At 53.9% G+C, this 12,889-nt stretch carries 11 protein-coding genes, 1 pseudogene and 1 riboswitch; of the genes and pseudogenes, 5 read left to right on the forward strand and 7 right to left on the reverse strand.

Features of this window, described 5'->3' with window-relative positions:
• Nucleotides 1-276 precede the first annotated feature (276 nt).
• Genes IKE44_RS04485 through IKE44_RS04495 form a run of 3 tightly spaced genes read left to right on the forward strand, consistent with a single transcriptional unit; the run spans nucleotide 277 to nucleotide 738 of the window.
• Complete coding sequence (locus IKE44_RS04485; RefSeq protein ID WP_162839643.1) at nucleotides 277-432, forward strand: hypothetical protein; 156 nt, start codon at nucleotides 277-279, stop codon at nucleotides 430-432.
• Complete coding sequence (locus tag IKE44_RS04490) at nucleotides 429-596, forward strand: hypothetical protein (RefSeq protein ID WP_011230441.1); 168 nt, start codon at nucleotides 429-431, stop codon at nucleotides 594-596. Before IKE44_RS04485 ends, IKE44_RS04490 begins: the two co-directional genes overlap by 4 nt.
• Nucleotides 589-738 carry a hypothetical protein gene (locus IKE44_RS04495; protein ID WP_162839644.1) on the forward strand — a complete coding sequence of 50 codons (150 nt, stop codon included), beginning with the start codon at nucleotides 589-591 and terminating at the stop codon, nucleotides 736-738. Before IKE44_RS04490 ends, IKE44_RS04495 begins: the two co-directional genes overlap by 8 nt.
• 56 nt (nucleotides 739-794) lie before the next feature.
• Here IKE44_RS04495 and IKE44_RS04500 read toward each other — a convergent pair whose 3' ends face one another.
• The gene (locus IKE44_RS04500) at nucleotides 795-2,564 is read right to left on the reverse strand and encodes a B12-binding domain-containing radical SAM protein (protein WP_049624197.1); all 1,770 of its coding nucleotides are present in this window, start codon (nucleotides 2,562-2,564) and stop codon (nucleotides 795-797) included.
• A 221-nt stretch (nucleotides 2,565-2,785) separates the two neighbouring features.
• On the opposite strand from IKE44_RS04500, the gene IKE44_RS04505 reads away from it, so the two are divergent.
• Together IKE44_RS04505 and IKE44_RS04510 are read left to right on the forward strand one after the other, a co-directional pair.
• Nucleotides 2,786-5,002 carry a PAS domain S-box protein gene (locus IKE44_RS04505; protein WP_287465129.1) on the forward strand — a complete coding sequence of 739 codons (2,217 nt, stop codon included), beginning with the start codon at nucleotides 2,786-2,788 and terminating at the stop codon, nucleotides 5,000-5,002.
• The gene (locus IKE44_RS04510) at nucleotides 4,992-5,495 is read left to right on the forward strand and encodes a methylated-DNA--[protein]-cysteine S-methyltransferase (RefSeq protein WP_033015805.1); all 504 of its coding nucleotides are present in this window, start codon (nucleotides 4,992-4,994) and stop codon (nucleotides 5,493-5,495) included. Before IKE44_RS04505 ends, IKE44_RS04510 begins: the two co-directional genes overlap by 11 nt.
• A 74-nt stretch (nucleotides 5,496-5,569) precedes the next feature.
• On the opposite strand, the gene IKE44_RS04515 is transcribed toward IKE44_RS04510, so the two are convergent.
• The 6 genes and pseudogenes from IKE44_RS04515 to IKE44_RS04540 form a co-directional block, all read right to left on the reverse strand.
• Complete coding sequence (locus IKE44_RS04515; RefSeq protein ID WP_287465131.1) at nucleotides 5,570-6,583, reverse strand: ABC transporter permease; 1,014 nt, start codon at nucleotides 6,581-6,583, stop codon at nucleotides 5,570-5,572.
• A complete protein-coding gene (locus IKE44_RS04520; RefSeq protein ID WP_287465133.1) occupies nucleotides 6,525-8,075 on the reverse strand; it encodes a sugar ABC transporter ATP-binding protein in 1,551 nt (516 codons plus the stop codon). Before IKE44_RS04520 ends, IKE44_RS04515 begins: the two co-directional genes overlap by 59 nt.
• A pseudogene (locus IKE44_RS04525) lies at nucleotides 8,072-9,234 on the reverse strand (sugar ABC transporter substrate-binding protein). The gene IKE44_RS04520 and the pseudogene IKE44_RS04525 overlap by 4 nt, the downstream one beginning before the upstream one ends.
• Complete coding sequence (mtnA, locus tag IKE44_RS04530) at nucleotides 9,221-10,288, reverse strand: S-methyl-5-thioribose-1-phosphate isomerase (RefSeq protein ID WP_287465134.1); 1,068 nt, start codon at nucleotides 10,286-10,288, stop codon at nucleotides 9,221-9,223. Before mtnA ends, IKE44_RS04525 begins: the two are co-directional and overlap by 14 nt.
• Before the next feature lie 69 nt (nucleotides 10,289-10,357).
• Nucleotides 10,358-11,545: an S-methyl-5-thioribose kinase gene (gene mtnK, locus IKE44_RS04535; RefSeq protein ID WP_033015813.1), complete on the reverse strand. Its 1,188-nt coding sequence runs from the start codon at nucleotides 11,543-11,545 to the stop codon at nucleotides 10,358-10,360.
• An 85-nt stretch (nucleotides 11,546-11,630) separates the two neighbouring features.
• A riboswitch (SAM riboswitch) is annotated at nucleotides 11,631-11,799 on the reverse strand.
• A gap of 93 nt (nucleotides 11,800-11,892) precedes the next feature.
• Nucleotides 11,893-12,708, reverse strand: coding sequence for a carbon-nitrogen family hydrolase (locus IKE44_RS04540; RefSeq protein ID WP_033015815.1), 816 nt, complete (start codon nucleotides 12,706-12,708; stop codon nucleotides 11,893-11,895).
• Nucleotides 12,709-12,889 lie beyond the last annotated feature (181 nt).

Raw genomic sequence — 12,889 nt, forward strand, 5'->3', positions numbered from 1 at the left:
CGACTTGTGTGTGTTCGCTGAACGGTAAGCCACACACAAGAACCCTTTACGCTTCCCTTCGTTCCGAAGGTGTCCGTTCTAGCCATATTCTATCATATTCGTTGGCTAACGCCAACCGAAATTCATCTCCCACTTTCACTGATGCTGGCGCACCTTCACGTTTAGAAGTAGGAGACTTCTTTCGGAGGGAAGTTAAAGTGGTACTCAAACCATAGCGGCGCATAAAGTTGGCGCAGCGGAGACACGATAAGAAAAAATGCGGGAAGGAGGATCGATGTGACTGACATTGCATTCCCGGTTGCCCGCCTGCAAGAGGGGACGCTTCGCCAGCTCCAGCAACTCGAACAGCGGCTGCGTGAAGAAACAGGAGAAGAAATTGTGCTTGTCGCTTATGAGCGGAAAACGGTTGATGAGGAGGAGACGAAACGATGATGAAGCGAAAAGTGAAATTTGACGCAGCGAAAAACAACAATAAAACGCCAACGGAAAGCTTGCCGGATACCGAATTTGCGGCACAATATGCCGGCGAGGAGGACATGATCCGCGGCGCGAACCGCAATTCGAAAAAAGGGCGGCAAGGAGGCGGGGATGGGTAAAGAGCATAAGAAGCGGCCCGCTCGAACGAATGAAGAAACGGCGTTTGAATGGGGCGATTTCGCTGCCCACGAGCCGCTTTGGATCATGGAGGAACAAAAACGGGCGAAAGAAAATGAAAAGGAACGAAAAAAGCAGGGATAACGCTCCCTGCTTTTTCACGTGGTGCACAAAAAAGCCGTGCCTCCGGCGTTTGGCCGTTAGGCGGATGCCGAAGCGGACAAGGCGGACAGCGGCGCGGAAAACAGCGTTGCGCCGGTTCCGGACGGATCAAAATAGGCGACGATGACGGTTGGCGCAAACGAGAGCTGCTTCGCGGCGATATAGCGGCCGACATCAACCGGCACGATTTCCACGACCGTATGTTTAAACAGCTCCTTTTCCCCGATCCCGAGGGCGGCAAAGTCCTCCCCAAGCACCTCGGGGCGCTCAAGCAGCGCACGGTAGACGGCCGTGCGCGCCGTTTTGTCCGTTTTCTCATTCCACCACGGCTTGCGTGGTTTGTATTTTTGGTTGCGCAAATAGTCGTATTTCATAAGCGACTCGGCGACCGGCAGCGCGTCCGGGACGGCTGTGCGCAAAAATTCATGCAGGCGGCGGAACAAGTCTTCCAGTTGGTGGCCGATGCGCGCCCAGCCGCGCTCATCCCAATACGTGCCAAACTGCTGGAAAAAGTCAAACGGCGACGGGAACACATCGGTCACCAAGTACTCGATCGTTTCGTCCATTCGATGGGCGTTCCAATATTTTTCAAGCACGTCTTCCACTTGCTTGATGCGGATGACGTCATCAAACGACAAGACGTTGTTGGAGAGCACTTCATACGGCGCATGATCCATATAGACGTAGCCGTATTCATGGGCGCGCAGGCGCAACCCAGTGCCGCGCAGCAGCTTCAAAAACCCAAGCTGCAATTCTTCCGGGCGGAGGGCGAATACGTCGTTAAACGTCTTTCGGAACGAGTTGTAGTCTTCTTCGGGAAGACCGGCGATCAAATCCAAATGTTGGGCGATTTTCCCGCCCTCTTTAATCATCGTTACCGTTCGCGAAAGTTTGGCGAAGTTTTGTTTGCGCATAATGAGCCGATTCACTTCGTCGTTCGTCGACTGGACGCCGATTTCAAAGCGGAACAGGCCGGGCGGCGCTTCGCGGTTTAAAAACTCGATCACCTCGGGACGCATGATGTCGGCGGTAATTTCAAATTGAAATACTGTTCCGGGCACATGTTCATCAATTAAAAAGCGAAACATGTCCATCGCATAGCTGCGGCTGATGTTGAACGTCCGGTCGACGAACTTGATCGTCCGCGCCCCGTGCCGCATTAAGTAGCGCAAGTCGTCTTTGATTTTTTCGCGGTCAAAGTAGCGGACGCCGACTTCGATCGAGGACAGGCAAAATTGGCAGCTGAACGGGCAGCCGCGGCTCGTTTCAACATACACGACCCGGTTCGGAAGATGGGGAATGTCTTCCAGAAAGCGAAACGGCGACGGCATGTCGGCAAGGCGAATTTTGTTTCGCTGTGGGTTGATGACAATGCGGCCCCCGTCGCGAAACGCGAGCCCGGCGACATCACGGACGTCTCCATGGCCGTCTAAAGCGAAAAGCAGCTGTTTAAACGTTTCCTCTCCTTCGCTGACGACGATAAAGTCAAACTCCGGCACCCGCTCCATCCATTCACGCACATCGTACGACACTTCCGGTCCACCGGCGACGATGACCATATTCGGCGCTGCTTTTTTCAACAGCTTGACGACTTTGATCGTTTCTTCAATGTTCCAAATGTAGCAGCTGAAGCCGATGACATCCGGACGGCGTTGGTACAAATCAGTCACAATGTTCAGCACCGGGTCTTTGATCGTATACTCAACAAGCTTGACGTCAAATTCGGGCTGAGCGTACGCTTTTAAATAGCGGATGGCGAGGTTCATATGAATGTATTTGGCGTTCAATGTCGTGCAGACAATATTCATAGAAGCAAAACCCCTTTGATTAGCGTACTAACCTCTCATTATAACGCAGTTTAACCAAACGAAAAAGAAGAGAAACTTGTCGAACGGTGAAAAAAGAATTCGCAAAATCTTCATGAGCGAAGGGAGGAGTAAATTTTTCTACATCGAATATATATTTCGTTGAACGGTTTGAATAGACAAGGAGCCTTGATACATCAACATTTCTAGAGGGAGAGATGGATATGGCCCAAAGCCTTTCTCCTCGGGAAGAACAAAATGCGACGCCGGATGTGCGGCTGCTTGAAGAGGAAAATCGTCGCCTAAAGGAGCGGCTCAACAGTTATTCCGTCATTTTCGAGCGATCGCTCGACGCCATTGTCATTTTAAATAAAAACGGCGAGTTTGTCGATGTGAACGAAGCGGCGTGCAAGCTGTTTGAGATGGATAAGTTTGACTTGATCGGCCGTTCACTTTTCTCGTTTTTGGAGCTCGTGCCGCTGGATATTTTGCTGTTTCAGCAGTCGATGCTGCAAAAGTTCGGCTCGTTCAGCGACGAGCTGCTCATTAAGCTGCCGGACGGCAAGGTGAAGCATATCGAATTTTCGATAAAAAAAGACGTGTTTCATGAATTTGACCTCGTGATGATGCGCAACGTTTCGGCTCATAAGGCGCTTGAGCGCGAACGAATCATTCATGAGTTTTTGTTTCGCGACGTATTCAACCGCGCCGTCGACGGCATCGTCATTTTCGATGAATTTGGGCGTTTTATCGATGTCAATCCGGCGTTTTCGATGAGCTTGAACTTGGAAAAAGGAAAACTGCTCAATTTGTCGTTTCAGCAGTTCGTCGCCTGCGAATGCGTCAATGAGTTCGCACAGCTGCTCGCGGAAGTGAAAGAAAAGGGAACGGCCAAAGGCGAGTTGTCGCTTGTCCGCCCGGACGGAACGGTGAAAATGTTTGAACTGACGGTGACGTCGAACGTCTACAGCGGCTTTTACATGGCCATTATGCGCGACGCGACCGATCGGAAAAATATGGAAATCAAACTACAAAAAAGCGAAGAGCGGTTTCGGGCCATTTTCGAGCAGGCGCATGAGGCGATTCTCATTTGGGATGATTTTGGCTACATATTGAACGCCAATCCGGCCGCGAGCCGAACGTTTGAGCTGCCTTTGAATTTGCTTGTGCGCCGCAATTTGCTCGATTTTGTGGAATATGGGGATGAAAAGGTGAAGCGGATTTTCAGCGAGTTCCGCCAAAAAGGGGAAATTCGCGATGAGCTGACGTTCCATATGCCAAACGGCGAACAGAAACAGCTTGAGTTTACGATGAAAAAAGGGGCGATTAACGGCTACCATTTGACAATTTTCCGCAACGTGAGCGAGCGGCGGAAAATCGAGCGCGAACTGCGGGAAAGCGAACAAAAATTCCGCAGTATTTTCGATCACTCGATGGACGGCATTTTGCTTTGGGATGAGCAGCATCGCATCATTGACGCCAATCCAATCGCCTGTGGCATTTTTTCTGCTGAAAAGGAGGCGCTTCTTGGCCGGAAAGTCGGCGAACTTCTTCCGGACCGGGCGCGCCGCCAGTTGAACAAGCTGATGGCTGAGTGTCAGCGCGCTGGCGAGGCGAGCGGCGAAGTCGAGTTTTCCGATGAGACAAAGGAGCGAATCATCGAGTTTTCGTTGAAAAAAGAAGTCATTTCCGGCGTTGGAATGATGACGTTTCGCGATATGACCGAGCGGAAGGAGATGGAGCTGCAGCTGCGCAAATCGGATACGCTCAATGTCGTCGGCGAGCTCGCTGCCGGCATCGCCCACGAAATCCGCAACCCGATGACGGCGTTAAAAGGGTTCATCCAGTTGCTGCAAGGAAGCATTGACGGCGATTATTCGATGTATTTTAATGTCATTATGTCGGAATTGGAGCGGATCGAATCGATCATCACCGAGTTTCTCGTTTTGGCCAAACCGCAGGCGGTGCAATACAAGCAAAACGACATTTGCAAAATCATGCAGGATACGATCGATTTGATCAGCGCCCAGGCGATAATGAATAACGTGCAAATCATTGCCGATTTCGACCGCGGGCTGCCGCCGGTGTATTGCGAGCTGAATCAGCTGAAGCAGGTGTTTATCAACATTTTGAAAAACGCCATTGAAGTGATGCCCAAAGGCGGGGACATCACGGTGCGGATCGCCCGCATGGGCAAAAATGTTCGCATTTCCATCACTGACCAAGGCGTCGGCATTCCGAAAGATAAAATCAAAAAACTCGGCGAGCCGTTTTATACGACGAAAGAGCGCGGCACCGGACTCGGCTTGATGGTCAGCTATAAGATCATTGAAGAACATCAAGGGAAAATTGACGTGGAAAGCGAAGTCGGGGTCGGCACGACGTTCCATATTACGTTGCCGATTGAGCGGACAGAGAGGGAAGACGACGATGGCGATTGAATATGCCGTATACCGGTCGGAGCTGCTTGGCGATCTATACATCGCTTCCGACGGCGAAGCGATCATGAAAGTTGAACTGTTTCCGGAAGAATGGCGCGCGTTTGCGGGCGGGCATCCGGTTGTCCAAAGCCGGTCGCCGTTGCTTGAACGCGCGCTTCGACAGTTGGATGAGTACTTTCACGGCCGCCGCCGGACGTTTGATTTGCCGCTGAAATGGAAAGGGACGCCCTTCCAAGAAGAAGTGTGGGCGGCGCTTTGCCGCATCCCATACGGCGAGACGGCGACATACGCTGACATCGCTGCGCAAATCGGCCGCCCGAAGGCGGTTCGCGCCGTCGGCCAGGCGAACCGGGCGAATGAGCTCGCCATCATCGTCCCGTGCCATCGCATTGTCGGCAAAAACGGCGCCCTCGTCGGCTACGCCGGAAGCCGGACCGATGTAAAAGCAAAGCTGCTGGAGCTGGAGCGGCGCTATCAATCGCGCTTCAGCTGATCGGCGGGTGTGTATGCCTCCCAAAATGACGCCCGCCCCCATGACGCGAATCCATGGGGGCAGGGAATGGGACATTATTTTTTTTGCCAATGCGACAAGGCGAGGGCGCCGACTAAAATGGCGCCTTTTATAATGTCTTGAGCGTAATACGGGACGTTTGCCATCGTCAAGCCGTTCAACAACACGCCCATCAAAATCGAACCGAACAGGGTGCCGATGACGTTCGGCTTGCCGGCGCCGAAGACAGAAAAGCCGATGTAGGCGGCGGCGACGCCGTCCATCAAAAACGAAGCGCCGGCCGACACTTGCCCGGTGCCGATGCGCGAGGCGAGCACGATGCCCCCCAAGGCGGCGAAAAAGCCGCTGATGACGTACGCATACGTCCGGTAACGGTTGACTGGGATGCCAGAGAGCCGTGCCGCTTCCCGGTTTTCACCCGTTAAATAAAAGAGACGGCCAGGTTTGGTGTATGTTAAAAACAAGTGGGCGGCCATGACGACAACGAGCATGAGCAAGACCGAAAACGGCACGCCAAACAGCTCCCCTTGGCCGATAAATAAAAAGGAAGGAATAAATTTGCCCGGCGCCGTGCCGCCATCAGGCAGCGGCATGTCGTTATAAATCGAAAATCCTTTTGTATACGTAAGCTGCACGCCGTTGATCGCGTACATCGTCGCCAACGTGGCGAGCAAATCGGGCAGTTTGAATTTGACGATCAACAACGAATTAAGCAACCCGACGGCGACGCCGAGCAACAGCGGCACGAGCAAGGTGACGAAAATTTCTTGGCGATGCAAGACAAGCGCCGCCGCACTGGCAATCGTCGCCAAGCTCACTGTCGAACCGACCGACAAATCGAGGCCGTCGACGATGGGCGAAAATGTAATGCCAATGGCCACCAAGGTGACGATGGAAATGGAACGCAAAATGTCGCTGAAGTTTTCATAGGTAAAAAACCGGTCTTGTGTCAGGCCAAAATAGGCGATTACAGCCAAAATGGCAAGCAGTGTGCCATGTTTATACAAAAATTCAAGAATGAACGGCGCCGCTTTTTTCGACGGCGCTGTGGAAACGGCTGGCTGGCTCATCGATCTCACCTCCGCTGCAATAGTACACAAGCTGTTCATAGGTTAGTTCTGCGGCCGGCAGGCGGGTGAGCAGCCGGCCGTCAGCCATGATGTAGATGGTGTCGCACACCTCAAGAAGCTCGTGAAATTCACTCGAAAAATATAGTACTGTTTTTCCTTCATCGGCGAGAGCACGGATGATGGAAAACACCTCTTGTTTGGCGTGGACATCGATTCCTTTCGTAGGCTCGTCGAATAGAAAAACACGCGCGTTTGTGTTCAGCCATTTGCCGATGACGACTTTCTGCTGGTTGCCGCCGCTTAAGTGGCGGACAGCGGTCGAAGGCAACGGCGGATGGATGCCGAGCGAGCGGACAAGTTCGTCGGCGGCGTCCGTTTCCTTCCTTCGGCTGATCCATTGCCAGCGCGACAGCCGGGAAAGGAGGCGGACGGTGATGTTGGTTTTCACTGACTCGGGCAAGAACAGCCCTTGTTTGCGCCGTTCTTCCGGGATGAGGCAAAGGCCGGCGTCGATGGCTTCATAAGGCGATGAGAACACATAGCGTCTGCCATCAATTTCCCACTCGCCGGATGTGTTCCGGTGGGCGATGAGGCTTTCGGCAAGCTCCGTCTTGCCGGCGCCGACCAAGCCGGCGATGCCGACGATTTCGCCGCGGTGGGCGTATAGGTCGACTGTTGTCCCGGTTTTGTCGATCAAAATTCCGCGGGCGGCAAACGCGATGTCGCTTCCATGCGCGCGCGTTTGTTTCATGGCGGCGGCTCGCCTTGTTCTGGTCATATGAAGGACGATGTCTTCAAGCGGCAAACCGCGGGCGGAACCATGGTAGACGACGCGGCCGTCGCGCAAAATCGTCAACCGGTCGGCGATTTCCTGCACTTCTTTCAGTTTATGAGAGATGTAAATAAAGCCGACGCCTTGCTGTTTCAGTTCCGTGATGATGGCAAACAGCCGCTTCGTTTCGGCTTCGCTCAAGGCGGCGGTCGGTTCGTCCAAAATGATGTAGCGCGCATTCGATGACAACACTTTGGCGAGCACGATCAGCTGTTTTTCATGGAGCGAGCAGTCGCGCACGAGCTTTGCCGGCGAAATGGCAAGGCCGACGCGGCGAAGCAGAGCAGCGGCCCGTTCTTTTTCCCGGCGCAGCGAACGGATCGGCTGTTTCTTCACATCAGCGAGCTCATCAGCCGCCAAGTTTTCGTAAACGGGCAATCCTGGGAAAAGCGCCGTGTCGACCTCTTGGACGACGAAGCCGATGCCGGCTCGTTTCGCGTCAAGCGGCGACGAAAAGGTGCAGTTGACGCCATCGATCGTGATCGTGCCGGCGTCGGGAGGAATGGCGCCGGCCAAAATGTTCATGAGCGTGCTTTTGCCGGCGCCGTTCATGCCCAAAAGGGCGTGGACTTCGCCTGGACGGACGGAAAAGTCCACGCCGTCAAGCACGCGCACCGCGCCAAACGATTTTTCAATGCCTCGCATTAACAGCCTGTTCATTTTTTGTTCACCTGAGCTTCCAACGTTTTCATCCATGGCGAGATGGCGACGTTCGATTGCTCCCAGCCCGGGATGTATTGCGAAAGCTCGTTCATCGATACTTGCTTATCGGGCAAGTCGGTCCGTTTTACTAAATGCGGCTCGAGCGAGTAAATGTTCGGCGTTTTCTCGCCAGCGATTTTTTGATAGGCGAACCGCACCTGAACGCGGCCGACTTCCGCCGGATCCGTCGCTGTTGTCGCCACCCACGGACTGTTCGGTTTTTGGATCATTTGCAAGTCTTCGTCACTCAAATCGATGCTGTATACTTTGATTTCCGTACGCCCGGCTTGCTCGATGGCGCGCGTCGCTCCTTTGGCGAACTCGTCCCAAGTTGCGAAGACGGCGTCAATGTCGCCTTTGTTCGGATATTTTTTCAAAATGGCCTCCATTTGCGTTTGCGTGTCCAAAGCCGTGTTGGCGCTCGCCGTACCGAACTTGGCGACTTCTTTTATGTTCGGATAGCGTTTTTTGAACGCCTCATAAATGACGTGGCGCCGCTCCATTGGAGTAAAACCGCCGACCCAAATCGTGACGATGTTGCCCTCTCCATTTAAATCTTCGGCGAGTGTTTTTAACGTTTTCCAGGCGAGGCTGTAGTCGTCTTGGTCGATGACGGTGACGCTGGAATGTTCAAATCGTTGTCAAAGGCGACGACCGGGATGCCTTTTTCAACCGCTTTTTTCACCGGGCCTTCGAGTGCATCAGCGCGGCCGTGATCAAGCAGAATGGCATCAACGTTTTGCGTGATGGCCGTTTCTACGTATGAGGCCATTTTCGTCAAGTCGTTGTCGGCGTTGTAAATTTGCACTTCGCCGCCGAACTTTTGCACTTGTTCTTTGACACCGGCGATGTATTGCGACGAGAACGTGCCGATGGACATTTGCATAATGGCGGCGATCTTCACCGGTTTTTTCAGCTTCTCCGGGATGGCCGCCTGTTCGCTGCTCGATGCGGTTTGGCTGTTGGATGAGACGGTGTCGCCTTGGATGGCCGTTTGCTTCGTTTCGTTGGCCGGCTTAGAGCTCACGGCGTCTTGCTCGTTCGTGCAGCCGGCCAAGACGGAGAACACGGCAAAGAAAAGAAGAGAAAGGAACGATAAGGCCTTAAATCGTTTCATGCTGCTCCTCCTTTGCAAACAACGCTGGCAGTGCCGCGCTGTAGCTGCCGCGGACGATGCCTTTTTCGGTAATGATCGCGGTAATCAGTTCGTTTGGCGTCACGTCAAACGCCGGGTTATACACGTTGACGCCTTCCGGGGCGACGCGCACGCCGGCCAGATGCGTCACTTCATCCGGATGGCGCTCTTCAATCTGGATGTCTGCCCCTGTCTTTGTCGCCAAATCAATGGTGGACAACGGTGCGGCGACGTAAAACGGAATGCCAAACGATTTGGCGAGCAAGGCGAGGCCGAACGTGCCGATTTTGTTCGCCGTATCGCCGTTTTGTGCGATCCGGTCGGCTCCGACGATAATGGCGCGAATCCCTTTCGCTTTGATCGTTTGCGCCGCCATGTTGTCCGTAATAAGCGTGACGTCGACGCCTGCTTGCATCAGCTCCCAGGCGGTCAGACGCGCTCCTTGCAAAACGGGGCGCGTCTCAAGGGCGTACACGGATAACTCGATCCCTTTCTCTTTCGCCAAATAAAACGGGGCGAGCGCCGTGCCGTAGCGGGCGGTGGCGATCGAGCCGGCGTTGCAAATCGTCATCACCCGCTCGCCTGGGCGAAAAAGCGATAACGCATGTTCGCCGATGCGGCGGCAGACATCTTCGTCCTCGATTTGGATGCGTATTGCCTCGTGAATAAGCACCGTTTTCGCTTCGTTGACTGAGGCGGCGTCTTTGGCGGCGGCAGTGAGCCGGTCAAGCGCCCAAACCAAATTGACGGCCGTCGGGCGGGCGCTTGCCAAATAATCGCGGTCTTGCTTTAGGCGGCTATGGAACTCGTGGACCGTTTCCGCTTTATAATGCGAGGCGGCGAGCGCCAGACCATAAGCGGCGGTGATGCCGATCGCCGGCGCTCCGCGCACTTTCAGCGAGGCGATCGCATCGTACACGTCTTCAAGCGTATGCAGGTCGATATATTCTGTTGCCAATGGCAATTTTTGTTGGTTTAAAATCGTGATATGCGTCTCGCGCCACTCGACAGAGCGCGGGATGGCAAAGGTGTCCATCGTCGTCTTCCTTTCTTTTCACATTTTCCGTTGATCCGGGCCGGCACTGGGCCGGTCGTCGCCGTGTTACTATTCGGTTTCTGCAAACACTCGGCGGAAGCCGTCCGTTCCGGTCAGCTCGTTGCGCTCGACAATTAGGCGGCGGCCGAGGCGGAGCGCGTGTCGTTTGGCGGCAAGGCGGGCTTCTTTCTGCTCGATGCCGTCAAGGTCGGCCACATGGGCGAGGCCGATCGTCCGGCGGATGACTTCGCAGCCGGCAAAGCCGACAGCATCGATGAACGCATGCCGGAGCACTTCGTCAAGCAAGCCCGGTGTTGCGGCGTACGTCTCGATGCTTTTGGTGCGCCAAAGCTCCGAGAATATGGACGCAAAGACGTCCCAGGTCCGGTCGATGTGATCAAAGAGCGGTTGGCGCTCAACGTCAGGGCGGGACAACGCATTTAACAGCAAGTTGGCGAAAAACTGTCCAAGGTCAAAGCCGATCGGGCCGTAAAAAGCGAATTCCGGGTCGATTACTTTCGTTTCGTCGGTGCTTGCGAAAATGCTGCCGGTATGCAAATCGCCATGCAGAAGCACATCGGCTTCGGTTAAAAACTTGCGCTTCAACTTCGCCGCTTCCAAACGGAGGCGGTCGTCATTCCAAAGCGTTTCGACGTCCGGCCGCAGCTCGTCTTCGAAGTTGTTCGTGTCATGGTCGAAAAATGGATCGGTGAAGACGAGATCTTCGGTGATTTTGCACAGCTCCGGATTGACGAAGCTTTGCGCCAATTTCTTTTTCTCTTGCTGGTTCATGCCGAAATCGGATGTGTAAAACGCTGTTTTGGCGATAAATTCGCCGATATGCCGGGACAAAAGCGGAAATGTTTTCCCTTCGATCAACCCTTTGCGGGCGATTTGCAGACGGGACAAGTCTTCCATCACGGTAATGGCAAGCGATTCGTCAGAATAGTAGACGTTCGGCACGTATTGCGGTACATAGCTGGCAAACGTGCGCAACGCGTTGCTTTCAATAACCGCGCGCTTTAACGTGAGCGGCCAGCTTTCGCCGACGACTTTCGCGTACGGGAGCGCCTGTTTGATGATGACGCCTTGCTTCGTTTCCTGATCGACGATATGAAAGACTAAGTTTAAGTTTCCGTCGCCGATTTCGCGGCACACAAGCGGCGCCCCGTCTCGGAATAGGCCGAGGCGGACGGCGAGGGCGGTCGCTTTTTGTTCGGTGAGCGGTTCGTAAACAGTGGATTGGACAATCGTCATTTTCACGTTCCCCCTTTAGGTTTTGGCAAATGAAAAAGCCTCTTTCGCATACGGAAAGAGGCTTGAAGATGCATCGTCTTCGCGCCTCTTATCTTTCAGAAAGACATCGGTCTTTCTGTTGGACTTAGCACCGTGCCCTGCGGAAGCGGTTCGCTTCCGGCGCCGCCTTTGGCGTGCGCCCTATCTCACGATAGCCTGACGGTCGGTTGCTGGGCTTCATTGGGCCAATTCCCTCAGCCAACTCTTGATAAGAGTACCGATCTAGCTATTAAGTTTTTGCAATTTTCACGATGTTAACAATCGTTTGGTTGCTTGATTCGAATGATACAGGTTGGGCTGGCGGATTGTCAATACGTTTTGAAAAATTTTTTTGCCGCCTCTTCATAATCGTGCGGACGGCGGTCGGCAAACACCGGGATGCGTGCGCGGACGTCCGCAACGAGCGAGGGATCGATGTCGGCCGAGAGAATGCCCGGCTTCTCGTCCGCCTCGGCGATAATTTCGCCCCACGGGTCGATGATGAGCGAATGGCCGGCGAACACGTTGTTCGGGTCTCGTCCGGCCCGATTGCAAGCGACGACATAGCATTGGTTTTCAATCGCCCGCGCCATCAGGAGCGTCCGCCAATGGTGAAGGCGGGGAAGCGGCCATTCGGCGACGACAAACAGCACTTCCGCTCCGGCCAACGCATGGGCGCGAATCCACTCCGGAAATCGGATGTCATAGCAAATGACCCCAGCGCACGGCAGCCCGTCAAGCGAGAACAAGCCTGGCTCGTTTCCCGGCTGCAAATACAAATGTTCATCCATCAATTGGAACAGGTGAAGCTTGCTGTATTCGCCGACGATTTGGCCATGGCGGTTGGCCACGATCATCGTGTTTGTCACGCCGGCGGCTGTTTTTTTGGCGACCGAACCGGCGACGAAATGGACGCCGTACGTTTGCGCCAATCGGGAAGCGAGCGCCTTCGCCCGTTCGGCGCCTTCGTCGGCAATTTCATCCAGGCGCGTCAAATCGTAGCCGGTCGTCCATAACTCTGGCAGCACGATGATGTCAGCGCCGTCTTTGGCAGCGGATTCCACGGCCTGTTCGGCTTGCTGTTCGTTTTTTGCTGGATCGCCAAATGCAATGTCAAGCTGCAGGCAGGCGATGCGGATCGTCATGAGCGTTCACCTCGGAAAAAATTTTCTTTACATTTTGCTTTTGGCTCTTCACCACAAGTTGTACTTGATCATTGAAGATCGGTGTGCATAGAGAAAATAGAGGGTACAAAAAATGCGAATTTTCCTGTATGGTAAAGGTGTCCAAACCAAACCATTGGAGGAAAATTCGCATGTACGCTCA

The organism is Geobacillus sp., assembly GCF_017515625.1.
Lineage (GTDB): Bacteria > Bacillota > Bacilli > Bacillales > Anoxybacillaceae > Geobacillus > Geobacillus stearothermophilus.